This is a genomic window from Leclercia adecarboxylata (assembly GCF_006171285.1).
Lineage (GTDB): Bacteria > Pseudomonadota > Gammaproteobacteria > Enterobacterales > Enterobacteriaceae > Enterobacter > Enterobacter barmai.
Window position 1 is genome coordinate 2116705 of sequence record NZ_CP040889.1, and the last position, 21967, is coordinate 2138671.

At 56.4% G+C, this 21967-nt stretch carries 25 protein-coding genes and 1 tRNA gene; 12 read left to right on the plus strand and 14 right to left on the minus strand.

Annotated features, from left to right (window positions below; genetic code table 11):
• Nucleotides 1–34 precede the first annotated feature (34 nt).
• Nucleotides 35–454: a GNAT family N-acetyltransferase gene (locus FHN83_RS11930; RefSeq protein ID WP_139563900.1), complete on the plus strand. Its 420-nt coding sequence runs from the start codon at nt 35–37 to the stop codon at nt 452–454.
• Here the strand turns inward: FHN83_RS11930 and FHN83_RS11935 are convergent.
• Nucleotides 451–1110, minus strand: coding sequence for a TetR/AcrR family transcriptional regulator (locus FHN83_RS11935; RefSeq protein ID WP_139563901.1), 660 nt, complete (start codon nt 1108–1110; stop codon nt 451–453). The two genes, FHN83_RS11930 and FHN83_RS11935, sit on opposite strands and share 4 nt — an antisense overlap.
• A gap of 78 nt (nt 1111–1188) precedes the next feature.
• On the opposite strand from FHN83_RS11935, the gene FHN83_RS11940 reads away from it, so the two are divergent.
• The 4 genes from FHN83_RS11940 (at nt 1189) to nlpA (ending at nt 4440) form a co-directional block, all read left to right on the plus strand.
• Nucleotides 1189–2694 carry an MDR family MFS transporter gene (locus FHN83_RS11940; protein ID WP_139563902.1) on the plus strand — a complete coding sequence of 502 codons (1506 nt, stop codon included), beginning with the start codon at nt 1189–1191 and terminating at the stop codon, nt 2692–2694.
• Between the two features lie 111 nt (nt 2695–2805).
• Nucleotides 2806–3072 (plus strand): antitoxin, encoded by a 267-nt coding sequence (locus FHN83_RS11945; protein ID WP_139563903.1) that lies wholly within the window; start codon nt 2806–2808, stop codon nt 3070–3072.
• Entirely contained in the window at nt 3069–3467 is a 399-nt protein-coding gene (locus tag FHN83_RS11950; RefSeq protein ID WP_139563904.1) for a type II toxin-antitoxin system VapC family toxin, read from the plus strand. The genes FHN83_RS11945 and FHN83_RS11950 overlap by 4 nt, the downstream gene beginning before the upstream one ends.
• A gap of 169 nt (nt 3468–3636) precedes the next feature.
• Nucleotides 3637–4440 carry a lipoprotein NlpA gene (gene nlpA, locus FHN83_RS11955; RefSeq protein WP_039030200.1) on the plus strand — a complete coding sequence of 268 codons (804 nt, stop codon included), beginning with the start codon at nt 3637–3639 and terminating at the stop codon, nt 4438–4440.
• Between the two features lie 14 nt (nt 4441–4454).
• Here the strand turns inward: nlpA and FHN83_RS11960 are convergent, their stop codons facing one another.
• On the minus strand, nt 4455–4730 hold the full coding sequence (locus FHN83_RS11960) for a type II toxin-antitoxin system RelE/ParE family toxin (protein WP_138370791.1): 276 nt from the start codon (nt 4728–4730) through the stop codon (nt 4455–4457).
• A gap of 3 nt (nt 4731–4733) precedes the next feature.
• Entirely contained in the window at nt 4734–4982 is a 249-nt protein-coding gene (locus FHN83_RS11965) for a CopG family ribbon-helix-helix protein (protein WP_138370792.1), read from the minus strand.
• 182 nt (nt 4983–5164) lie between these two features.
• Between FHN83_RS11965 and FHN83_RS11970 the strand changes: the two genes are divergently transcribed.
• Nucleotides 5165–5944 carry an MBL fold metallo-hydrolase gene (locus FHN83_RS11970; protein ID WP_139563905.1) on the plus strand — a complete coding sequence of 260 codons (780 nt, stop codon included), beginning with the start codon at nt 5165–5167 and terminating at the stop codon, nt 5942–5944.
• Nucleotides 5945–5969: 25 nt separating this feature from the next.
• The gene (locus FHN83_RS11975; RefSeq protein WP_139563906.1) at nt 5970–6923 is read left to right on the plus strand and encodes a GlxA family transcriptional regulator; all 954 of its coding nucleotides are present in this window, start codon (nt 5970–5972) and stop codon (nt 6921–6923) included.
• A 28-nt stretch (nt 6924–6951) separates the two neighbouring features.
• On the opposite strand, the gene FHN83_RS11980 is transcribed toward FHN83_RS11975, so the two are convergent.
• From FHN83_RS11980 to FHN83_RS11995, 4 genes are all read right to left on the minus strand, one after another.
• Nucleotides 6952–8040, minus strand: coding sequence for an AAA family ATPase (locus FHN83_RS11980; protein ID WP_139563907.1), 1089 nt, complete (start codon nt 8038–8040; stop codon nt 6952–6954).
• A 144-nt stretch (nt 8041–8184) separates the two neighbouring features.
• Nucleotides 8185–9144 carry a YbgA family protein gene (locus tag FHN83_RS11985; protein ID WP_139563908.1) on the minus strand — a complete coding sequence of 320 codons (960 nt, stop codon included), beginning with the start codon at nt 9142–9144 and terminating at the stop codon, nt 8185–8187.
• Between the two features lie 102 nt (nt 9145–9246).
• The gene (gene uraH, locus FHN83_RS11990; protein ID WP_138370797.1) at nt 9247–9657 is read right to left on the minus strand and encodes a hydroxyisourate hydrolase; all 411 of its coding nucleotides are present in this window, start codon (nt 9655–9657) and stop codon (nt 9247–9249) included.
• A 99-nt stretch (nt 9658–9756) separates the two neighbouring features.
• On the minus strand, nt 9757–10482 hold the full coding sequence (locus FHN83_RS11995) for a MerR family transcriptional regulator (RefSeq protein ID WP_039030195.1): 726 nt from the start codon (nt 10480–10482) through the stop codon (nt 9757–9759).
• 117 nt (nt 10483–10599) lie between these two features.
• Here FHN83_RS11995 and FHN83_RS12000 point away from each other — a divergent pair, with 117 nt between their 5' ends.
• Both FHN83_RS12000 and FHN83_RS12005 read left to right on the plus strand, forming a co-directional pair.
• A complete protein-coding gene (locus tag FHN83_RS12000; RefSeq protein WP_138370799.1) occupies nt 10600–11124 on the plus strand; it encodes a lipocalin family protein in 525 nt (174 codons plus the stop codon).
• 76 nt (nt 11125–11200) lie between these two features.
• Nucleotides 11201–12199, plus strand: coding sequence for a class I SAM-dependent methyltransferase (locus tag FHN83_RS12005; RefSeq protein ID WP_139563909.1), 999 nt, complete (start codon nt 11201–11203; stop codon nt 12197–12199).
• Nucleotides 12200–12265: 66 nt separating this feature from the next.
• Here the strand turns inward: FHN83_RS12005 and FHN83_RS12010 are convergent, their stop codons facing one another.
• The 6 genes from FHN83_RS12010 to FHN83_RS12045 all read right to left on the minus strand — a co-directional run bounded on the left by FHN83_RS12010 (nt 12266) and on the right by FHN83_RS12045 (nt 17113).
• Nucleotides 12266–12565: a helix-turn-helix domain-containing protein gene (locus tag FHN83_RS12010; protein WP_139563910.1), complete on the minus strand. Its 300-nt coding sequence runs from the start codon at nt 12563–12565 to the stop codon at nt 12266–12268.
• Nucleotides 12562–12912, minus strand: a complete 351-nt coding sequence (locus FHN83_RS12015) for a type II toxin-antitoxin system RelE/ParE family toxin (protein ID WP_139563911.1) — start codon at nt 12910–12912, stop codon at nt 12562–12564. Before FHN83_RS12015 ends, FHN83_RS12010 begins: the two co-directional genes overlap by 4 nt.
• A gap of 324 nt (nt 12913–13236) precedes the next feature.
• Nucleotides 13237–14538 carry a TRAP transporter large permease gene (locus FHN83_RS12025; protein WP_138370801.1) on the minus strand — a complete coding sequence of 434 codons (1302 nt, stop codon included), beginning with the start codon at nt 14536–14538 and terminating at the stop codon, nt 13237–13239.
• Complete coding sequence (locus FHN83_RS12030; RefSeq protein WP_039030191.1) at nt 14538–15041, minus strand: TRAP transporter small permease; 504 nt, start codon at nt 15039–15041, stop codon at nt 14538–14540. The genes FHN83_RS12025 and FHN83_RS12030 overlap by 1 nt, the downstream gene beginning before the upstream one ends.
• 47 nt (nt 15042–15088) lie before the next feature.
• On the minus strand, nt 15089–16075 hold the full coding sequence (locus FHN83_RS12035; RefSeq protein ID WP_139563912.1) for a TRAP transporter substrate-binding protein: 987 nt from the start codon (nt 16073–16075) through the stop codon (nt 15089–15091).
• A 750-nt stretch (nt 16076–16825) separates the two neighbouring features.
• Nucleotides 16826–17113 carry a SymE family type I addiction module toxin gene (locus tag FHN83_RS12045; protein WP_139563914.1) on the minus strand — a complete coding sequence of 96 codons (288 nt, stop codon included), beginning with the start codon at nt 17111–17113 and terminating at the stop codon, nt 16826–16828.
• A gap of 135 nt (nt 17114–17248) precedes the next feature.
• On the opposite strand from FHN83_RS12045, the gene FHN83_RS12050 reads away from it, so the two are divergent.
• Nucleotides 17249–17440: a toxin-antitoxin system HicB family antitoxin gene (locus tag FHN83_RS12050; RefSeq protein ID WP_039030188.1), complete on the plus strand. Its 192-nt coding sequence runs from the start codon at nt 17249–17251 to the stop codon at nt 17438–17440.
• Between the two features lie 341 nt (nt 17441–17781).
• Here FHN83_RS12050 and FHN83_RS12055 read toward each other — a convergent pair.
• A tRNA-Sec gene (locus FHN83_RS12055) sits at nt 17782–17876 on the minus strand.
• A 283-nt stretch (nt 17877–18159) separates the two neighbouring features.
• On the opposite strand from FHN83_RS12055, the gene FHN83_RS12060 reads away from it, so the two are divergent.
• Nucleotides 18160–19554, plus strand: coding sequence for a glycoside-pentoside-hexuronide family transporter (locus FHN83_RS12060; protein ID WP_039030187.1), 1395 nt, complete (start codon nt 18160–18162; stop codon nt 19552–19554).
• 12 nt (nt 19555–19566) lie between these two features.
• Entirely contained in the window at nt 19567–21885 is a 2319-nt protein-coding gene (yicI, locus tag FHN83_RS12065; protein WP_139563915.1) for an alpha-xylosidase, read from the plus strand.
• Nucleotides 21886–21967: the final 82 nt, after the last annotated feature.

Here is a 21967-nt window from a genome sequence, read left to right on the forward strand (position 1 = left end):
CGATAGTCGATGTGCAACGTAACGGGGGAATGATATGCAACTGAGTATTACCGACACCATTACTGAACATGAACAGGAAGAGTTACTGCAGGGACTGCGGATCTATAACAGCCAGTTTATTAGTTTCTCCCGCGTGGCGAGTGATATCGCCGTTTATGCCCGTGATGAGAACGGAAAAATGCGCGGGGGTCTGATCGGCAACCGTCAGGGCGAGTGGCTGAACATTAAATATCTGTGGGTTAGCGACGAAATACGCGGCAACGGGCTTGGGGGCCAGCTGATGCAGGTCGCCGAAGACGAAGCGCGGAAACAGGGATGCCGGCATGCGCTGGTGGATACCTTCAGTTTCCAGGCGCGTCCGTTTTATGAAAAGCAGGGCTATCAGGTGACCATGACGCTGGAAGATTTTCCGTACGAGGGAATACAGAGCCATTACCTGTCGAAGGCGCTTTAAGCGCCAATACCGCTACCGATCACCGCCAGCGCATGACGTACGATCTGCTCAGGCGAGAGGACGCGTAACCTCTCGTCATTGCGCATCCGCGAAAAGGGCACCAGCACCAGGCTTAACAGGGTGGTGAACAGCAGCTCCGGCGCCAGGTCGCGGTTCAGTTTGCCCTCCTGCTGCCAGCGGGCGACGGTTTCGAGCGTCGCCTGATATTTCTCATCGCCAAACCGGGCCTGCAGATGCGCACGCAGCACCGGCATTTCACCAATCACCTCCTGCATCCACAGCGGTGCGAACCAGTGGTGTTCCACGGCCAGTTCGGCCAGCTTTTCAACCATTAACGTTAGGGCAGTCACCGGATCGTCCGGGTGGGCGCTGAAAAGCGTGGCGATGGCGCTGCGCAGCGGCAAAAAGCGCTCCTCGATCATTGCGTCGAGCAGTTGCTCCCGGGAGTTAAAGTAGTAGTGGAGCATCGCGGGCGTCACACCGGCCTCTCTGGCAATGGCGTTGAGTGACGTGCGGGCAATCCCCTGACGGGCAAAGAGATCCAGGGCGATATCCAGCAGCTGTTCCCGGCTGGTGGCGGTGGGTTTGCTCCCGCGCGGACGACCGGGGCGGCGGGCCTGTGGCGTGGGCTCAGAATTATCTTTATGTGCTGACATGCGCGGAGGATCCCTTGACCTGATTCATAACTTCATTAAATATTAATTATCCAATTAATTAATTTCAAGCGGTGTTTCATGGTGTCCGATTCGACAACGCAAACCAAAAACGCGCCCTCGGTGCGGCTGCTGTTCAGCGCGCTGCTGCTGGTGATGCTGCTCTCGGCCCTCGATCAGACCATCGTCTCCACGGCGCTGCCCACCATTGTGGGTGAGCTGGGAGGGCTGGATAAGCTCTCCTGGGTCGTTACGGCCTATATTCTGAGTTCCACGATAGTGGTGCCGCTATACGGCAAGTTTGGCGATCTCTTTGGCCGCAAAATTGTCCTGCAGATCGCCATTGTCCTGTTTCTGGTGGGCTCAGCCCTGTGCGGGCTGGCGCAGAACATGACCCAGCTGGTGCTGATGCGCGCCCTGCAAGGGCTGGGCGGCGGCGGGCTGATGGTGATCAGCATGGCGGCGGTGGCCGACGTGATCCCCCCTGCGGAGCGCGGTCGTTATCAGGGTTTATTCGGCGGGGTCTTTGGTCTCGCGACGGTGATCGGCCCGCTGGTGGGCGGCTTTCTGGTGCAGCATGCCTCCTGGCGCTGGATCTTCTACATCAACCTGCCGCTGGGGCTGTTTGCCCTGCTGGTGATCGGCGCGGTATTCCACGGCAGCGCGAAGCGCAACAAGCATGAGATCGACTATCTGGGGGCGATTTACCTCAGCATGGCGCTGCTGTGCATCATCCTGTTTACCAGCGAAGGGGGCACGGTACGCGAGTGGAGCGACCCGCAGCTGTGGTGCATTCTGGCCTTTGGCCTGACGGGGATCGCCGGGTTTATCTATGAGGAGCGGCTGGCCTGGGAGCCGATTATTCCGCTGTCGCTCTTCCGGGATCGCAGCTTCCTGCTCTGCAGCCTGATTGGCTTTATCATCGGTATGTCGCTGTTTGGCTCGGTGACCTTCCTCCCGCTCTATCTGCAGATTGTCAAAGAGGCCACCCCGACCGAGGCCGGTCTACAGCTCATCCCTCTAATGGGTGGGCTGTTGCTGACCTCGATTATCAGCGGGCGCATTATCAGCCGCACCGGGAAATACCGCCTGTTCCCGATCCTCGGCACGCTGCTGGGTGTGGTGGGCATGGCCTTGCTTACGCGGATCACTATTGCGTCGCCTGTCTGGCAGCTGTACCTGTTTACCGGCGTACTGGGGGCGGGGCTGGGCCTGGTAATGCAGGTGCTGGTGCTGGCGGTGCAGAACAGCGTGTCTGCGGATCAGTACGGAGTGGCGACGTCCGGCGTGACCCTGTTCCGCTCCATCGGCGGGGCAATTGGCGTGGCGCTGTTTGGCGCGGTCTTCACCCACGTGTTGCAGTCGGGCCTGATGGCGCGCATTCCCGAGGGCACCGAGTTGCCGCGGGAGATGAACCCGACTGCCATCCATCACCTGCCGGATGCTCTGCGCCTGGACTATCTGGACGCCTTTGGCTCCGCCATTCATGCGGTGTTCCTGATGGCTGCCGGGATTATGGTGCTGGCTTTTGTGCTGTCGTGGTTTTTGCGCGAGGCGCCGCTGCGCAAGGGAGAAGCAAGGAGTTAGCGATTCGGCTATTTGTTGCGAGTCGCTTTCCGAATTTGAACGCTGCGGCTTGTCTTCCTTCCCTGTGCTGGCGCATGCTTTGGCTTGGTCAATAAAGCAGCAGAGGTGGCAATGGAACGCAAAGCAAAAGTGATCAAAAAGGGACGCAATCAGGCGGTGCTCCTGCCTGATGAATTCGCCTTTGAGACGGAGAGTGTGTACATCCGGCGGGATGAAGAGGGGAATGTTGTTTTGGCTGCAGAACCTGCTCAGGAAAAAAGCTGGGATAAGTTTTTCAGGTTGTTGGAAAACCTAACCGTACCCGATTCATTTTTGAGTCCAGAGGAGAGAAATCAGAGCATTACAAAGAGGGACCCTCTGGATGGAGTTCAGGTATGAGGCATATGCTGGATACGAATATTGTGAGCCATTTATTTAGAAGGCATCCCGGTGTCGTAAACAGAATGGCCAACCTGGCACCTGCAGACGTGTGTATTTCAAGCATCACAGAAGCGGAATTGCTGTATGGTGCAGATAAAAAACAAAGCGGTGAGTTAAAAAAGACTATAAGGGAATTTCTTAGCACTATCACCATCTGTGACTGGGACAGTGACGCCGCGGCAATATACGGCAAGCTACGTGCCGATATGGAAAAGCGCGGGAAAGTCATGGGCGATCTCGATCAGTTGATCGCAGCGCATGCGCTCAGTCGGGGAACGACGATTGTGACTAACGATCAGGCCTTTGGGATGGTGCAGGAACTGACAGTCGAAGACTGGACTACCGCAGCATGACGTACCACGCCCGGTGGCGCTACGCTTACCGGGCCTACAAAACCCCGGCACGCAGTCACCCGGCAAAACCTGCATATAACTTATCCTTCTTATTGATTCCTTTTCGTTTTTTAACCTGCCGCTGGGTTGCCGATATAGTCGATAAAACATTTATCAAAAGGACTGACCGGTGAAACTTCGATTGGGTGCGCTTCTTCTCGCTGGCCTGCTGCTGGCGGGCTGTGACCAAAGCAGCAGCGATGCTAAACACATTAAAGTCGGCGTGATTAACGGCGCCGAGCAGGACGTGGCGGAAGTCGCCAAAAAAGTGGCGAAAGAGAAGTTCGGCCTCGACGTCGAGCTGGTGGGGTTTAGCGGCTCGCTGCTGCCAAACGACGCGACCAACCACGGCGAGCTGGATGCCAACGTGTTCCAGCATCGCCCATTCCTGGCGGAAGACAACAAAGCGCACGGCTACAAGCTGGTGGCCGTCGGTAATACCTTTGTCTTCCCGATGGCGGGCTATTCCCGCAAGATCAAATCGGTGTCTGAGCTCAAAGATGGCGCAACCATCGCCATCCCCAACGACCCCACCAACCTGGGCCGCGCGCTGTTGCTGCTGCAAAACGAAAAGCTGATCGCCCTGAAGCCGGACGTGGGTCTGCTGCCGACAGCGCTGGACATCACCGCTAACCCAAAAAACCTGAAAATCATGGAGCTGGAAGGGGCGCAACTGCCGCGCGTGCTGGACGATCCGAAAGTGGATGTGGCGATTATCAGCACCACCTATCTCCAGCAAACCGGGCTGTCGCCGGTGCATGACAGCGTCTTTATCGAAGATAAAAACTCGCCGTACGTGAACATCGTGGTGACGCGGGAAGACAATAAAGATGCGGAAAACGTGAAGGAGTTTATCCAGTCTTATCAGTCACCTGAGGTGGCGAAGGCCGCAGAGACCATCTTTAACGGCGGCGCTGTGCCGGGCTGGGAATAAAATAATGCAGGGCGCTAGCGATCTTCCCGACGATGCCAGAGGTCGAGAATATAGAGTGCAGTGCCCTGTATTTCATAATGCACTTCATATTCATCAAAAAGCATTTTTCTGACTTCACGCGGTGCATAGCGGGGTTGATAAACACCCATAGCAGGGCACTCTCCGAGGTTCGTTGTTCCTTCCATAAGCCTGTCGAGTACGTTATTGGCGTGTTGACGACTGTACTGAAGTGCAAACTGGTAAATCCTTTCAAGATCGTCCTGAGCTTTCCGTGTCCAGAATATTTCCATGAATTACTCTTTTTTCAGGCGTGCCGCAAAATCCAGAATTTCTGAGTGGCTGACTACCCGCCCGGCATCGACATCGGCCATTCCGGACAGAATATCGTTATGGCGGCGTTCCCGTTCAGCGAGCATAAACGTCAGCGCCTCTTTGATGATCCAGCTTTTTGAGCGATCCAGCTCCTGAGCCAGCTTTTCGATAGCCAGCGCCAGCTCTACAGGAATTTGGGCGCTGATGGTCTGTTTAGCATGCGAAGGCATGATTGACCTCACTTAATAACAGTTAATAACTTTTATTAATTTAGCATAGCTTTGGCGGGAATCGCAGCATGAACATAGTTCAGTAACTTTTGGCCCAATCCCATCGCTTAATGCCCTTTAGCCCACATCCTGCTGTTGGCCCTCCAGCTATTCTTTTTGCATCACAGACCGGAGAACAGCCCATGAACATCACCCACATTCGTAACGCGACACAGCTCATTACCTACGCCGGAAAGCGCTTTCTGGTTGACCCGATGCTGGCACCCAAAGACGCATACCCTGGTTTCCCCGGCACCGCGCGGGAGGAGATTCGCAACCCGATGGTAGAGCTGCCCTGCGCGGTTGAGACCCTGCTGGATGTCGATGCCGTTATCGTGACCCATACCCACCCCGATCACTGGGATCAGTATGCGATTGAGCAGATCGCCAAAGACAAGCCGATCTTCGTGCAGAACGATGAGGACGCGCAGCTGCTGCGCAGCCAGGGTTTTACCAAACTGACGGTGCTGACGGACAACAGCCGGTTTGGCGACATCCAGCTCAGTAAAACCGACGGCGGTCAGCACGGTACCGATCGCGCCTATGCGGTGCCGGAGCTGGCGGAGCGGCTGGGCGAAGCCTGCGGTGTGGTGTTTCGTCACCCTGACGAAAAGACGCTCTGCATTGCCGGGGATACCATCTGGCGCGAGGCGGTGGCGACCGATCTGCAAAAGCATCAGCCGGATGTGGTGGTAATCAATGCCGGTTATGCCCATGTCATCGGTTTTGGGCCGATCATTATGGGTCAGGAGGATGTGCTCAACGTCCACTTCCTGTTACCGCAGGCGAAAATTGTGGCGGTCCACATGGAGGCCATCAACCACTGCCTGCTGACCCGCAGCGCGTTGCGCCAGTACGCAGAGGACAACCAGGTCAGCGAGGTGCTGACCATTCCCCAGGACGGCGAAACCGTTATATTCTGAGGTTTTCAGGGGAAAGGAGAGAACAATGCCGCTTACAAAGGTCGCGATTGTCGCCGTGGACGGCTTTAGCCCGTTCCACTACTCCGTCCCCTGCATTCTGTTTGGTGATTCGGTTTCGGGTGAAAAGCGCTTTAATGTCACGATCTGCGCCGAAAAACCGGGATTACTGACTTCGCCAGACGGCTTCGCACTCAACGCCACGCAGGATTATTCTGCGATTGGGCAGGCGGATATCGTGGTGGTGCCTTACTGGCAACACGTGCTGGAGCGTCCGCCGCAGGCGCTGCTCGACAGCCTGGTGCAGGCTAGGGACAACGGGGCGGAGATTGTCGGGCTCTGTCTGGGGTCGTTTGTTCTCGGATACGCAGGCATTCTCGACGGTAAACGCGCGGCTACACACTGGGAGTTCGAGCGCCAGTTTCAGACGCTTTTCCCGGACGTGCAGCTCGATATCAACGCCCTTTACGTCGACGACGACCGTATCATTACCTCTGCCGGCACCGCCGCCGCGCTGGACTGCTGCCTGTATCTCATCCGTCAGCGCTTTGGCGGCGCGGTGGCAAACCAGATCGCCCGGCGGATGATCGTGCCGCCGCACCGCGAGGGCGGGCAGGCGCAGTTTATTGCCCAGCCGGTGCCGGAAACGACCCGGGATGTGCGGATTAACAACCTGATCGACTATCTCCAGCGTAATATCAGCCAGCCGCTCAGTCTGGATGTCCTGGCAGACAGCGTGGCGATGAGCCGCCGCACGCTGACCCGCCATTTTATGAAAGCCACCGGGATGAGCGTCATCGAGTGGATCACCGCCGAACGCCTGCGGCGTAGCCAGCTGCTGCTGGAGAGCAGCAATCTGCCGATGGAAGCAGTGGCAGAGCAGGTGGGATATCTTTCAGCAGTGACCTGGCGTCAGCAGTTTAAGGCCCGCTTTGGCGTCAGCCCGGCGGAGTGGCGCAAAACCTTTCGTATGCGATCGTAGGCCGGGTAAGCGTAGCGCCACCCGGCATTTACCCCAGCCGCGCCATCTTCGTCTCTCCCTCCACCATCGAGAGCTGATAGAGCGAAAACGACCGGTGCTTCTCGATCAGGTTCGCCAGCTCCGGCGAGTGGCTGGTAAGCCAGATCTGCGAATAGCGGCTGGCCTCGGCAATCAGGCTCGCCAGGGCAGGCAGCATCTGCGGGTGCAGGCTGTTTTCCGGTTCGTTGAGGGCGATAAAGGCGGGCGGACGCGGGCTGAGCAGCGCCACCGCCAGGCACAGAAAACGCAGCGTGCCGTCGGAAAACTCCGCAGGCTCCAGCGGTCGGCTTAAACCTTCGCGCTGCATCATCATGCGAAAGCGCCCCCCGGTGTTGTCGCTGTAAAACACGCAGCCCGGGAACGCCTGGTCGAGAATGCGCATCAGCAGCAGCTCGTCGCCAATCTCGACGATGGTCTGAAACGCGGCCGCCAGGTTTGCGCCGTCGCTTGCCAGCACCGGCGAGCGGAACCCCACCTGCGGGGCGCGCATGGCCGAACCGGACGCGACGGAAAACTCATGATAAAAGCGCCAGTTACGCAGGGACTCGCGCATCTGCGACACCTCCGGGTAGAGGTGCGGCTCGCCGAGCTGCCCGAACACCGATTCGTTTTCATAGAGGGTGCCGCTGTGGGTCACCTTCTCGTGGTGAACGTTATTGAGAAACACCGTCTGGTTTTTACGTTGCATCAGGCGCGCAGAGGGGCGGCGCTGATGGCCGCTCAGCCAGATGGACTCCTCTTTGATCACCGGATCGAGTTGAAACTGCGAGGGATAGGGCAGCTTCTCAACAAAGCCCACCTGCAGTTCGTATTCCCAGGTCTCGGTTTCCACCGCTAGGTTCATGCGCCGCAGCTGGTCGCTGCGGGTTTTGCCCGCCCAGAACACCTTAAGAATGCCGCCTTCGTTCGCCAGCGCCTGGGAAAACTGCCCCTGCGCCGCGCTGTGCATCAGGTGGATCGCCTTATAGATGTTGGATTTTCCGGTGCCGTTCGGGCCGAAAACGATGTTGAGCTGCTCCAGATCCAGCGACATGTCGCGGATCGAGCGATAGTTTTGAATGTGCAGGGTGTTGATCATCAGCGTACCCCTTTGCGGTCTTAGAACTGTATAAAGTTACAGTATTTTAAGTAAACTGCAAAAAAAAGACGACAGTGAGGGTGTCGTCTAAAAGGGGTATTGTTCGGGCCTCTGTGGGTCAACGGGGCCTTCGCATTTTTATCTTCATGTCACGGCCAGACGCAGACCCAAATCATCAGGATAGGGATCAAAGTAGTTTTGCGTCATCAGATAGCGGTCGGGGTATTCCGCCAGGTAGTGCTTCAGCAGCGTGAGCGGGGCGAGAATGGGCAGCAGCCCGTCGCGATAGTGCAGGATCACGTCCCGGAGTTCGCCGCGCTGACGGCTGTTCAGCTGATTACGGAAATAGCCCTGAATATGCATCAGCACGTTGGTGTGATTTTTCCGCGAGGCGGGCTGCTTAAGGATCGCCATCAGCTTTTCGCGGTACGCCTCGAAGAACGCGTCCAGGTCTTCCCACTCGTGCAGCGAGGCGACAAACGGGCCAATCTCACGATAGCCTGCCTGATGGTGGGCCAGCAGCTGGAGTTTGTAACGGCTGTGGAAATCCAGCAGCGCGCGGCGCGTCAGTCCCTGGGCGCGCAAGGTATTCAGTTCGTGAAGGGCGAAGACGCGCTCCACGAAGTTCTCCCGCAGCACCGGATCGTGCAGGCGTCCATCTTCCTCCACGGGGAGCCACGGCCAGGTTTCAAGAAGGGCGGCGGTGAACAGCCCGACCCCCTCCTTGCGGCCCCGGTTGCCGTTTTCATCATACAGCCGCACGCGCTCCATGCCGCAGCTTGGGGATTTGGCACAAACGATAAATCCGTCCAGATCGCCGATCTTCGGCAGATAACCCGCCGCAAAGTCGGCCATCTTTTGCGTAACGTCTTCATGAGGTGCTTTGCTGAACCGCATCTGCGTCTCACCGCTGTCGGTCAGCGTCAGGCGCAGCGCCGGACGCGGCGTCGGCAGGCCAATGGCCATTTCCGGACAGACGGGCCTGAAGGTGACCCACTGGGCCAGCTCGTCCATGACAAAGCCCATACGCTTATGCCCGCCGTCGAAGCGAACGGCGGAACCGGTCAAACATCCGCTAATACCCAGCACAGGTTTCGTTGTCATGGTGTGTACCTCCAGAGCCGATATCTAAAAGTTACACAAATTGACTATTTTGTCCAAGTATTGGCAGGGTTATTTTTTATTACCGATAAATATCAATGGCTTTTAACTGCCCTTATAGGTCGAATAACCGTACTGGCTGAGCAGCAGCGGAATGTGCAGCTTTTCGTTGGTGCGGGTCACGGTAAACAGCACAGGGATCTCCGGGAAGAACGAGGTCAGCTTGTTCGCCTGGAAGTAGTCGGCGGTTTTAAAGGTCACTTTATAGACGCCAGGCTGCATATCCTGATCTTCGGGATAGAGCGACTTGATGCGGCCGTCCTGGTCGGTTTTACCGCTGGCGACGGTGGTCCATTTGTCCTGCTGCTGTTTTTCCAGCGTGACGCTGACGCCCGGCGGCGGCGTGCCGGTTTGCTGGTCAAGAATATGCACGCTCAGCGTGCCGACAGGGGCACTAAAGGCGACAGGGGCGAAGGCCAGAGAGGCCAGGATCAGCAGAGGGGCAGTCTTTTTCATTGGGTTTTCCTGTGGAGTGGTTAGTCACAGGAAAACGTTAGCATCTGCCGCGCGGGAAAATATTCAACTTTTCGTGAAGATTCCCACAGGAGAAAATCATCAGAGGATAATCACCTCAAGGGAAACCTGCTGCTGCCACTGCTCAACCTGCTTTTTGCGCGCGGCGTTGAGTTTACCGCTGGTGACCAGCAGCCACTGGCGGTCCGGGAAAATCTCCGGGGCCAGCGCGGCAGGGGGAATGGGCAGGATGTTGATCCGATGGCCCTGACCGGTACGGCTTAAGGCCTCGAGCCAGATTTCGCACGGGTCGTTCAGGTGCCAGCCGCTGAGCAGAAGGTTATCGCCCGGCGCTTTCTTATCGCCCTCAAGACAAAACGAGGTGTAGGCGATGATGATGCCGTCGAGGATCTCGCGCAGGGTCATGGCGGCGGCAACGTTGGCCGAGACCTGGCTGCGCAGGGGGCGTAACACCTTCGCCACCAGTTCCGGCCGCGGATATTCGCGACCGGCGTCGTAAATCATCTGGCGCAGGGATTCTATTTTCCCTTCCTGCAGACGTTGCAGCATGCTCATTTGCAGCGTCAGCCAGTTGTTGGTGCGGTTCGGGGAAGGGCGCTCCAGCAGCGGCTTCACCTGACCAATGGGGACGCCTTTTTTCACCCAGTCGAGGATCTTCAGCGCCTGCTGGACGTCCTCTTCGCTGTACTGGCGATGGCCGCCCTCGGTGCGCTGCGGCTTGAGTAAACCGTAGCGGCGCTGCCACGCGCGCAGGGTGGTGGCGGTGATGCCGCTGAGTCTGGCGAATTCGCCGATGGAGTAGGCCATGTCTGCGTCCGAAGGGATGGAATAATCTCAATATACTACGAATATTTGCCTGCGGGATGAAGCACCAGACCGGTGCACTACACTTTACTTCCATACGCGCAAATGAAAGGAGTTCTCATGAAACTATGGCCTGTTGTGACCGGTGTCGCCATTGCGCTGACTCTGGTTGCCTGCAAATCCCCAACGCCGCCGAAAGGCGTGCAGCCGATCACCAATTTTGACGCCAGCCGCTATCTCGGCAAATGGTATGAAATCGCCCGTCTCGAAAACCGCTTCGAGCGTGGGATGGAGCAGGTGACCGCCACCTACGGCAAGCGCAGCGACGGCGGGATCAGCGTGCTCAACCGGGGATACGATCCGGTGAAGCGCAAATGGAATGAGAGCGAGGGGAAAGCCTATTACACCGGTGCGCCAACGACCGCCGCGCTGAAGGTCTCGTTCTTCGGCCCGTTCTACGGCGGATATAACGTGATCAAGCTGGACGACGACTACCAGTACGCGCTGGTCAGCGGCCCGAACCGCGACTACCTGTGGATCCTGTCGCGTACGCCGACCATTCCGGACGCAGTGAAACAGGATTACCTGAACACCGCGCGCAGCCTGGGCTTCCGGGTCGATCAGCTGGTATGGGTGAAGCACTAAAGATCGTGCTTTCTTCCTGGGGCGGTGAGCGAACAGGGAAGTAGACTTCCGTCATGGGCACATGGGAGATGAACTTATGCACTGGCAACCCTTTCGCGGCACCGCGCCGTCCACCATGACCATCCACAGCGCGTCGTTTCCCGATATCAGCGATAACTGGCCGATGAAAGACGAGGTGACGCGCGAACTCAACGCCTTCGACCGGGCGTTAAAAGCGGACCCGCAGCTGATGCCGCCCATCGTGGAAAAGGATGCCCGCGGAGAGAAAACCCTCAAATGCCAGCACAGCTGGTCTGAAAAGGCTTTTACCAATCGCCCCGCCGTTGTGGCCTGGCGCACCCGGCTGGTGCCCACGGCGCTGGCTCTGTACGCCATCCAGAACCCGCTGGACGAACACCTTCCCGACGGCACCCGGATGGACAGCAACAGCCGCCAGTGGTTTATTCACGCCAACGACGCTATCGGCATCCGCTCCCGCGCGAAGGTGATGGCCGTGCTGGCGGAACAGTACCTGCGTAACGATATCGACAACGTCTGGGTCAGCCTCGCCAGCGGGGCGGCCGTTCCGGTGCTGGAGGCGCTGCGCGGCGCGCATCTCGACGGGCAAAAGGTGCATCTAACCCTGGTGGACTACGATCCCGTCTCCCTGAAATGGGCGGAGAAAATGACCGCCGCCGAGGGGCTGAGCGTCGGAGAGCAGGTCACGATATTGCAGCGCGATCTGAAAGATTGCCTGATCCACAGCGACAAACTGGTGCAGGAATTGGGCGAAGGCCACGTCGAGCTGGTGGATGCGCTGGGGATCTTCGAATATTTCAACGACACCGAGGCGGTGACCTTCCTGAAACACGTCCTGCGGCTGGTGAAACCCGGCGGGGCGATCATCGTCTCGAACATGCTGACCAGCAGCCCGCAGATCGATTTTGCCCTGCGCTGTATCGGCTGGACGCCAATATTTCCCCGTACTCTGCAACAGCTCCAGGATATCCACCTGGCGGCGGGCATTCCGGCGGAAAACGTCACGGTGATCGTGCCGAAGGATGGGGTGTATGCGGTGATGGAGGTGCGGGTTTAGATTCCCTCTCCCGTTGGAGAGAGGGGCTGGGTGAGGGTCAAAAAGGGCAAGTTCACCAATGATTTCCTAAATGTGAAAAGCCACGCGTTTTCCGGTCGGGAGTTCAACATCCAGGCTTAATTTACCGCCCATTGCCTCGATGTAGCGTTTCAGCGTGGCGATTTTGAGCTCATTGCCACGCTGCTCAAGCTGTGTGATAGCGGGCTGGCTGATCCCCATCACCTCCGCAACGTGTTTTTGAGACAGCTTCAGTTCTTCGCGCATCATTTGCAGACCCGTTTCCAGAATCATTTCGTCAGCCATTTCTTTGATACGTTTTTGGCTTTCCGGTGAACGAGAAGCGATCGCTTCATTCAGACTTTTCAATTTCTTGTCTCCATTGCTGCCAGATGAGCTGAAAATTCATCATCTGCGATACGGATGAGTCGCTCATAGAATTTTTTGTCGTTACTTTTATCGCCAGCGCAAAGCACAATAGCCTGGCGAACGGTATCGAAGGCAAAGAGTGCACGAATCGGACGGCCAGCATATTGAATACGTAATTCTTTCATATTGTTATGTCGTGATCCTCTGATTGTGTCGGCATAGGGGCGTGAAAGACTGGGCCCATAGGTTTGCAGGTTAATGAGATCTGCGAATACCTTTTCCTGAACGCCTTCTTCCTGGTCCTGCAGCCACGTTTCAAACACTTTTCCTAAGAGTACCGTCCACATGATGTCATCCTTGATAAGTTGTAGCTTATACCAGGAATCGTATAAGCTACAACTTATCAATGCACGTACTAACACCTGAATGAGATCCTTTTTACGACCATGCTCGCATCATGAAAATCGAACCCTCAGGGCGTTGGGTTCTATCGTCCTATGGGGTTTGAGCAGACTGGTCGCTTAGAGCTGGACGGGTAGGGTAATCCATTTCCATTACTGCGTATGCGGTACGAGGGCTAATTCCCGCCCAACGCCGGGTGGCGGCTTCGCCTTACCCGGCCTACAAAAACCAAAACCGTAGGCCGGGTAAGCATCGTGCCAGCGCGAACGTTACATCAGCCCCAGCGTCCGGGGAATAAACAGGGAAATCTGCGGGATGTAGGTGATCAGCATCAGCGCGATCAGCAGTGCGGCATAGAACGGCAGCAGCGGCTTGATCAGGTGCTGGATTTTCACCCCTGAAATCGAACAGCCGACGAACAGGGCGCTGCCCACCGGCGGCGTCAGCAGGCCGATACACAGGTTCGCCACCATCATGATGCCGAAGTGGACCGGGTCCATCCCCAGCTCCTGAGCAATAGGCAGGAAAATCGGGGTGAAGATCAGCACCGCAGGCGTCATATCCATGAAGATGCCGACAATTAACAGCACGATGTTGATCAGCAGCAGGATGATCAGTGGGTTATCCGAAATCCCCATCAGCGTGTCGCTGATCATGTACGGGATATCGGCATTGGTCATCGCCCATGACATACCTACCGAAAAACCAATCAGCAACAACACGATGGACGTGGTGACCACCGATTCCAGAATCAGCTTCGGCAGCTGATGCCACTTCACTTCACGGTAGATCAACACCGACAGGATGAAGGTATACACCACCGCAATCGCCGAGGCTTCCGTGGCGGTAAACACGCCGCCCAGAATGCCGCCCATCACGATGACCACCAGCAGCAGGCTTGGCAGGGCGTCCAGCAGCGCTTTCGCCGCCTGGGCGCAGGTCGGGCGTTCGGAGAGGGGGTAATTGCGTCGTTTGGCGATGATGGCGCAGACCACCATGATGGCCAGCCCCATCAGAATGCCTGGCAGATAGCCCGCCATAAACAGGGACGCGACCGACACGCCACCCGCCGTCAGCGAGAAGACAATCAGCACGTTTGACGGTGGGATCAGCAGCCCGGTAATACAGGAAGAGACGTTCACCGCCGTTGAGAATGCCGGATCGTAGCCCTGCTTTGTCTGGATTGGGTTGAGCGTCCCGCCCACTGCCGCCGCGGCGGCAACGGCTGAACCTGAGATTGAGCCGAACATCATATTCGCCAGCACGTTTACGTGGCCCAGCGAACCCGGCACGCGGCCGACCATCACCTGCGCCAGGTTAATCAGCCGTATCGCTATTCCCCCACTGTTCATCAGCGTCCCGGCGAAAATAAAGAACGGGATCGCCAGCAGGGCGAAGTTATCCAGCCCGTTTGCCAGACGCTGGGAGACGGTGATCACCGCGATGTCCCACGGGAACATCAACAGCATCGAGGCGAAGGTGGCAATGCCGATAGAAAACGAAATAGGCAAGCCGATAAACACCAGCACAAAGAAAGTGCCGAACAGTGTTAATGCGATCGTTCCATCCATCAGTGAACTCCTTCCTGCGGCCGGGACAGGCCGCGAATGCCGGTAGCGATAAAGTACAGGGCGTAGAACATCATTACCGCGCCGCACAGGGGCAGGATGACGTAGACGTAACCCATCGGGATTTGCATGGCGGCGGAGACCTGGGATGTCGCCAGGGTTTTATCAATCAGCTTCAGGCCGCCGGTAACGATAACCAATCCTGAGAAGAGGAAAATCAGCACGTTAATGACAATATTCAGAAGCGCCTGCTTTGGGCCTTTCAGCATCATGGCGAACAGATCGATAGAGAGATGCCGCTGCGCCCCGACGGTATACGCCGCGCCCAGGAGCCCTACCCAAATCATCAGGTAGCGGGCCAGTTCATCGGTCATCGTGCTTGGCTTGTTCAGCACATAGCGGCTGAACACCTGCCACACCACGCAGACCACCAGCGCGATCATCACTGCGACGGAAAAGGCCGCAATAGTGCGATCAACCAGCGTTTTTATGCGGTCAATTATCATAGGTTATTCCCTGGAGAAGCGGGCCTGCAGGCAGGCCCGGAGGTGCGTTATTCAGCGGCTTGTTCGAATTTTGCGAGCAGGGCGGCCTGCTTAGGATCTTTTTTGAAGTCGTCGTACAGCGGCTGTACGGCTGCGCGGAACGGCGCTTTATCGACCGTAACAAACTTACCGCCCATCGCTGTGGCCTGCGCACGCGTTTCTGCTTCGATCTTATCCCAGGCTTTCTGCTGCCAGGCCTCAGAGTCCTTCGCGGCTTTAGTAAGGACCTGCTGCTGCTCCGGCGTCAGCTTGTTCCAGGTTTTCGTGGAGATAACCAGGAAGTCCGGAATGGAAGCATGCTCGTCTTCGGAAAAGACGTTAGCGATTTCAATGTGACGGGTCTGCACCCAGGACGGGACGTTATTTTCAGCGCCATCCACCACACCCTGCTGCATGGCGGTATAGACTTCGCCGAACGAGATTGGCGTCGGGGAACCGCCCATCAGCTCAACCATTTTCAGGGTCGTCGGGCTTGCCTGAACACGAATTTTCAGCCCTTTTAAATCGGCTGGCGTGGTAATGGGTTTTTTAGCATAGAAGCTGCGGGTCCCGGCGACATAGGCGGAAAGCGCAAAGAAACCTTTATCTTTACTGGCATCCATAATTTCTTTGCCGACGCTGCCAAAGACCACTTTATTAAAATGCGCCTGATCCTTAAACAGGTACGGCAAATTATAAATGGCATACGTATTATCAAATGACTCCAGATCGCTGGCGGAGCCTTTGGTCATATCCAGCGCGCCGTTTTGCAGTAATTCCATGGTTTCTCGGGCGCTGCCCATTTGACTGCTCGGATAAATACGCAGCGTCATATTGCCATTGGAAAGTTGTTTGACCTCTTTAGCCATCTGCTCAAAGGCCTGATGAACGACGTGGCTGCGTTCAAGATTATGTGCCAGTTTTAACGTGACTTTTTCTGCTGCACTCGCCCCGGTAGCCAGCAGTGCAAACAGAGATGCGCCCAGAAGAGTTCGGGTGAATAAAGGTGATTTCATGATGTGCTCCATGCTGAAATTATATACGTTTGGTTTATATCTGGTGGCTATTAAACTATTTCTGTATGACATCTTATCCTGGTTGTCAGACAGCAATGGATAATCTGCGTCACACTTTTTCCGCAGACGATGAATTTGTGTCGCTTTTTGTGCGCTGGGTTAAATTTATTTAAGAAGCATGATGTGCGAATTATTAATAGTGGAAATATAACGGATGAAATACACAGGTAATATCGATGGGTTGATTCATTATTAACGAGGTTAAATATTTTTTGGTGGTGGTATAGGAAATACCGAATATTTAATCAGGAATTACTGGGGGTGATGCCTGAGCATTGGCACGATCGGCTCCCTCTCCTCTTTGGGGAGAGGGATGGGGTGAGGGGGAGCATGCCGCACCGGAGGTTATGGGGTTCAGTGCGTATCGCGCCCCCTTTACAATCCCGGCTCCCGGCAAAGAAAATCGCCGCTTCGCGGATTGTTCGCCCCACCCCTGGGGCTCACCCCTTTGGGGCCAGCGCAAGCGCTGTCCAAAATTGCTCCCGGAAATTTTGTCCTCAGCTTATTCCCTCCGGCTTTCGGGTCGGGCGTGATCCTGGATCCATCCAGGTCACGCCCTCTCGGCGCGTCCCTGCGCCTCGCCCCGGCCTACAGGAAACGCTTCGGCGATTTTCAGTCGGACCATGGCGCCGCGGTTAGTTTTTTGATTTATTGTGGTTTATTCGTTGCTGTGAGTTCGTTATCAGGTATTTAAGCCAGAGCCAGCGCTCCTTCAATGCCTTTTAATTTCTGCTGCGCCTGTTTTAATTCGCTCAGCAGCATCTTTTCATATGGGTTGTGCGCCATCACGACGATACAGCCATCCATGACTTTTAACGTCACCTTATCGCCAGTATCAAACCCCGCCGCACGCAGCCATTTGCCGGAAAGGATCAGGTTTGGCGTACTGCGATCGCGACCTTGCGGGCGATATCCCACTATTAATGTACGCTCAGTTCCGGTTGCGGTGGTGTCTGGGGTAGAATGCGAATCAGCCATAATCAACTCCTTGATAGTTGGTGAGGTTAGCTCTCGTCGGGTATTGCAACTACCGGACGAGGGCGTTTCGACTCAGGTTATACTGTGATAAGGTACGTACCTGAATGGTTAGATATTGCTCTTACAGGTACGTACATGTCAACAGCTAAACGCGATCCAAATCAGTCAAAATCCGGTAAGGCACCGACTTTTCAGATTCGAATTACGCCAGAGTTGAAGGCGCAGTTTGAGGCGGCGGCTAAGGCGGAGGGGATGAGTTTGGGGAATTGGCTAAAGACCTTGGGACGAAAAGAATTAAATAATTTAGGCATTGAGCCAAAATCTTAAATTAATTATCCATCAGTTACATTTTATTATGATGGTTTTCATAATAGAATCAACATCCATTTTTTAAGTTATTCATAGAATGCGAAGGGAGTAATATTAAAAGCCCTGGCATGATCTTTAAGAAAGAGAGATACATTTTCTCAAGTAACGCTTAACCTACTAAAAATAAAGATTTTAAGCTTCTTTTTTTAGAAATGTTTTCCAAAATTTTTTTGTATTCTTACAGCGAGAAACGGGTGCAATAAAATAGCAAAAAAATTATCTTCATTGCATATCATTTTATGCATCAGGAAATTTAGGACTAGAGAGATAAAAATCGAATATGGGATAAATAGAAATTTTGGCGGAAGATCACAGGAGTCGAACCTGCCCAGGACCGCTGGCGGCCCCAACTGGATTTGAAGTCCAGCCACCTCACCGGAGATGACGATCTTCCGCGCCTCGATTGCTACATGGAGGCGGGGCGCATTATATCTACTTTCAATCATTTACCCCAACCTTTCGCACACATTTTTTAGTCCTCTTTTGACCTGCATCCCCCCTTTTAAGGCAATTCTTAAGAAAATCCTCAGGTTACATTTTCCTTCCACGCACTTTTAACGCGATCACAAAAAACAAGAATCGTAAAAACGTAACCAGAAAACGCAATACCTGACGGGCGGGGCATGGTTTACAAAACATGTAACCGGTCTCAGCGCCCTACGCGTGAAGGAAAAATAATGAAAAGCGAAGTCTTATCCGTCAAAGAGAAAATTGGTTACGGCATGGGTGACGCCGCAAGTCACATCATCTTCGACAACGTCATGCTCTACATGATGTTCTTCTACACCGATATCTTCGGTATTCCCGCCGGGTTTGTCGGCACCATGTTCCTGCTGGCGCGCGCGCTGGATGCCATATCCGACCCGTGCATGGGGCTGATTGCCGACCGCACCCGCAGCCGCTGGGGTAAGTTCCGCCCGTGGATATTGTTCGGTGCCATCCCGTTTGGCCTGGTCTGCGTGCTGGCCTACACCACGCCGGACCTCAGCCTGAACGGCAAAATGATCTACGCCGCCGTCACCTACACCCTGCTGACCCTGCTCTATACCGTGGTCAACATCCCTTACTGCGCGCTGGGCGGGGTGATCACCAACGACCCGACGCAGCGTATCTCCCTCCAGTCATGGCGCTTTGTGCTGGCGACGGCGGGCGGCATGCTCTCCACAGTGCTGATGATGCCGCTGGTGAATATGATTGGCGGCGAGGATAAAGCGTTCGGCTTCCAGGGCGGCATCGCGGTGCTGTCGGTGGTGGCATTCCTGATGCTGGCGTTCTGCTTCTTCACCACCAAAGAGCGCATCCAGGTGCCGCCGAGCACCACCTCCATGCGTGAAGATCTGCGCGACATCTGGCACAACGACCAGTGGCGCATCGTCGGGCTGCTCACCATCCTCAACATTCTGGCGGTGTGCGTGCGCGGCGGCGCGATGATGTATTACGTCACCTGGATCATGGGCTCGCCGGAGCTGTTCGTCGCCTTCCTCACCACCTACTGCGTCGGCAACCTGATTGGCTCCGCGCTGGCGAAACCCCTCACCGACTGGAAGTGCAAAGTCAGCGTCTTCTGGTGGACCAACGCCCTGCTGGCGGTGGCAAGCGTGGCGATGTTCTTCGTGCCGATGCAGGCCAGCATCACCATGTTCGGCTTTATCTTCGTGATTGGCGTGCTGCACCAGCTGGTGACGCCGATCCAGTGGGTAATGATGTCCGATACCGTCGATTATGGCGAGTGGACCAACGGCAAACGCCTCACCGGCATCAGCTTCGCGGGGACGCTGTTCGTGCTGAAGCTGGGCCTGGCGCTGGGCGGGGCGTTAATCGGCTGGATGCTGGCAGGCGGCGGCTACGATGCCGCAGCCAAAACCCAGAACAGCGCCACCATCAGCATCATCATCGCTCTGTTCACCCTGGTACCGGCCGCGTGCTACCTGCTGAGCGCGGTGATCGCCAAACGCTACTACAGCCTGAAAACGCCATTCCTGGTCAAAATCATGAGCGATCTGGCGCAGGGCGCGCGTCGTAATGAGCAGGAGTTTAATACCCTGCCGGTCAGCAAAGAATTGCAGAACTAAGAGGACGAAAGCATGAAAATCAGTGACGGAAACTGGCTCATTCAACCGGGCCTGAACGTAACCTGTCCGGTTCAGGTGTTTGATGTGGAACAGCAGGGCAACGATCTGGTGGTCTATGTCGCCCCGCGCGACGTGCGTGAGCGCACCTGGCAGCTGGATACCCTGATGTTCACGGTGCGCCTGTTCTCGCCGCAGGAGGGGATTGTCGGGGTGAGGATCGAGCACTTCCAGGGCGCGCTCAATAACGGCCCGCACTACCCGCTCAACGTTCTGAAAGACGTTAACGTGCAGATTGAAAACAACGCGGAGTTGGCTGAGCTGAAAAGCGGCAACGTCAGCGTGCGCGTCACCAAAGGCGAGTTCTGGTCGCTGGATTTCTTCAGGAACGGGCAGCGCATCACCGGCAGCCAGCTGAAAAACAACGGCTACGTGCAGGACGGCAACACCGATCGCAACTACATGTTTGAGCGTCTGGATCTGGGCGTGGGCGAAACCGTCTACGGCCTCGGCGAGCGCTTTACCGCCCTGGTGCGCAACGGCCAGACGGTCGAAACCTGGAACCGCGACGGCGGCACCAGCACCGAGCAGTCGTACAAGAATATCCCGTTCTATCTCACCAACCGCGGCTACGGCGTGCTGGTGAACCATCCGGAAAACGTCTCGTTTGAAATCGGCTCCGAGAAGGTGTCGAAGGTGCAGTTCAGCGTCGAGGGCGAGTATCTGGAGTATTTCGTCATCGACGGCCCGACGCCGAAAGAGGTCCTGAACCGCTATACGCAGTTCACCGGCCGTCCGGCGCTGCCGCCTGCGTGGTCGTTCGGCCTGTGGCTCACTACCTCATTCACCACCAACTACGACGAAGCGACGGTGAACAGCTTTATCGACGGCATGGCCGAGCGCGACCTGCCCCTGCACGTCTTCCACTTCGACTGCTTCTGGATGAAGGCCTTCCAGTGGTGCGACTTCGAGTGGGACCCGGTGACCTTCCCGGACCCGGAAGGGATGATCCGCCGCCTGAAGGAGAAAGGGCTGAAGGTCTGCGTGTGGATCAACCCGTACATCGGGCAGAAATCGCCCGTCTTTAAAGAGTTGAAAGAGAAGGGCTATCTGCTGAAACGCCCGGACGGCTCCCTGTGGCAGTGGGATAAATGGCAGCCGGGGCTGGCGATCTACGACTTCACTAACCCCGAAGCCTGCAAATGGTACGCCGACAAGCTGAAAGGCCTGGTGGATATTGGCGTCGACTGCTTCAAAACCGACTTCGGCGAGCGCATCCCGACGGACGTGCAGTGGTTCGACGGCTCCGATCCGCAGAAGATGCACAACCACTACGCCTACATCTACAACGAACTGGTGTGGAACGTGCTGAAAGAGACGGTAGGCGAGGAAGAGGCGGTGCTGTTTGCCCGTTCGGCGTCGGTGGGTGCGCAACAGTTCCCGGTGCACTGGGGCGGCGACTGCTACGCCAACTATGAGTCGATGGCCGAAAGCCTGCGCGGCGGGCTGTCGATCGGGCTCTCCGGGTTCGGGTTCTGGAGCCACGATATCGGCGGGTTCGAGAACACCGCTCCGGCACACGTCTATAAACGCTGGTGCGCGTTCGGGCTGTTCTCCAGCCACAGCCGCCTGCACGGCAGCAAATCCTACCGCGTGCCGTGGGCGTATGACGACGAGTCCTGCGACGTGGTGCGTCACTTCACCCAGCTGAAATGCCGGATGATGCCGTACCTCTATCGCCAGGCGGCGCTGGCCCGTGAGTTCGGCACGCCGATGCTGCGGGCGATGATGCTGGAGTTCCCGGACGATCCGGCCTGCGACTACCTCGACCGCCAGTACATGCTGGGGGATTCAGTGCTGGTTGCACCGGTGTTCAGCGAGGCGGGGGACGTGCAGTTTTACCTGCCGGAAGGGCGCTGGACGCACCTGTGGCATAACGACGAAATCCAGGGCAGCCGCTGGCACAAACAGCAGCATGATTTCCAGAGCCTGCCGGTCTACGTGCGGGACAACACCCTGCTGGCGTTGGGCAATAACGACCAGAAGCCGGACTATGCCTGGAACGAAGGCACCGCCTTCCAGCTGTTTAACCTGGCCGATGGCGCTACGGCGGTGAGTGAAGTCCCTGCGGCAAACGGTGCCGTCGCCTTTACGCTTACCGCAACGCGTAGCGGCGATACCCTGACGCTAAAAGGGAGCGGCGAGGCGCGGGGCTGGTCGGTCTGTTTGCGCAATGTGCAGCAGATCGGCGGGGTGAAAGGGGCGTCAAACGTCGGCAGCGAGTGGGGGGTGGTGGTGAAAGCGGAGGGGAACGAGGTGGTGGTTCACCTCTGAGTCCCCTCACCCTAACCCTCTCCCCATAGGGGAGAGGGAATAGTGAGTGCTCATCTTTAAGCGGGTGAGGACGGGTTTTCTC

Coding starts and splice junctions, on each gene's coding strand:
- FHN83_RS11930 (WP_139563900.1), top strand. CDS start 35: ATGCAACTGAGTATTACCGACACCATTACTGAACATGAACAGGAAGAG.
- FHN83_RS11935 (WP_139563901.1), bottom strand. CDS start 1,110: ATGTCAGCACATAAAGATAATTCTGAGCCCACGCCACAGGCCCGCCGC.
- FHN83_RS11940 (WP_139563902.1), top strand. CDS start 1,189: ATGGTGTCCGATTCGACAACGCAAACCAAAAACGCGCCCTCGGTGCGG.
- FHN83_RS11945 (WP_139563903.1), top strand. CDS start 2,806: ATGGAACGCAAAGCAAAAGTGATCAAAAAGGGACGCAATCAGGCGGTG.
- FHN83_RS11950 (WP_139563904.1), top strand. CDS start 3,069: ATGAGGCATATGCTGGATACGAATATTGTGAGCCATTTATTTAGAAGG.
- FHN83_RS11960 (WP_138370791.1), bottom strand. CDS start 4,730: ATGGAAATATTCTGGACACGGAAAGCTCAGGACGATCTTGAAAGGATT.
- FHN83_RS11965 (WP_138370792.1), bottom strand. CDS start 4,982: ATGCCTTCGCATGCTAAACAGACCATCAGCGCCCAAATTCCTGTAGAG.
- FHN83_RS11970 (WP_139563905.1), top strand. CDS start 5,165: ATGAACATCACCCACATTCGTAACGCGACACAGCTCATTACCTACGCC.
- FHN83_RS11975 (WP_139563906.1), top strand. CDS start 5,970: ATGCCGCTTACAAAGGTCGCGATTGTCGCCGTGGACGGCTTTAGCCCG.
- FHN83_RS11980 (WP_139563907.1), bottom strand. CDS start 8,040: ATGATCAACACCCTGCACATTCAAAACTATCGCTCGATCCGCGACATG.
- FHN83_RS11985 (WP_139563908.1), bottom strand. CDS start 9,144: ATGACAACGAAACCTGTGCTGGGTATTAGCGGATGTTTGACCGGTTCC.
- uraH (WP_138370797.1), bottom strand. CDS start 9,657: ATGAAAAAGACTGCCCCTCTGCTGATCCTGGCCTCTCTGGCCTTCGCC.
- FHN83_RS11995 (WP_039030195.1), bottom strand. CDS start 10,482: ATGGCCTACTCCATCGGCGAATTCGCCAGACTCAGCGGCATCACCGCC.
- FHN83_RS12000 (WP_138370799.1), top strand. CDS start 10,600: ATGAAACTATGGCCTGTTGTGACCGGTGTCGCCATTGCGCTGACTCTG.
- FHN83_RS12005 (WP_139563909.1), top strand. CDS start 11,201: ATGCACTGGCAACCCTTTCGCGGCACCGCGCCGTCCACCATGACCATC.
- FHN83_RS12015 (WP_139563911.1), bottom strand. CDS start 12,912: ATGTGGACGGTACTCTTAGGAAAAGTGTTTGAAACGTGGCTGCAGGAC.
- FHN83_RS12025 (WP_138370801.1), bottom strand. CDS start 14,538: ATGGATGGAACGATCGCATTAACACTGTTCGGCACTTTCTTTGTGCTG.
- FHN83_RS12030 (WP_039030191.1), bottom strand. CDS start 15,041: ATGATAATTGACCGCATAAAAACGCTGGTTGATCGCACTATTGCGGCC.
- FHN83_RS12035 (WP_139563912.1), bottom strand. CDS start 16,075: ATGAAATCACCTTTATTCACCCGAACTCTTCTGGGCGCATCTCTGTTT.
- FHN83_RS12045 (WP_139563914.1), bottom strand. CDS start 17,113: ATGGCTGATTCGCATTCTACCCCAGACACCACCGCAACCGGAACTGAG.
- FHN83_RS12050 (WP_039030188.1), top strand. CDS start 17,249: ATGTCAACAGCTAAACGCGATCCAAATCAGTCAAAATCCGGTAAGGCA.
- FHN83_RS12060 (WP_039030187.1), top strand. CDS start 18,160: ATGAAAAGCGAAGTCTTATCCGTCAAAGAGAAAATTGGTTACGGCATG.
- yicI (WP_139563915.1), top strand. CDS start 19,567: ATGAAAATCAGTGACGGAAACTGGCTCATTCAACCGGGCCTGAACGTA.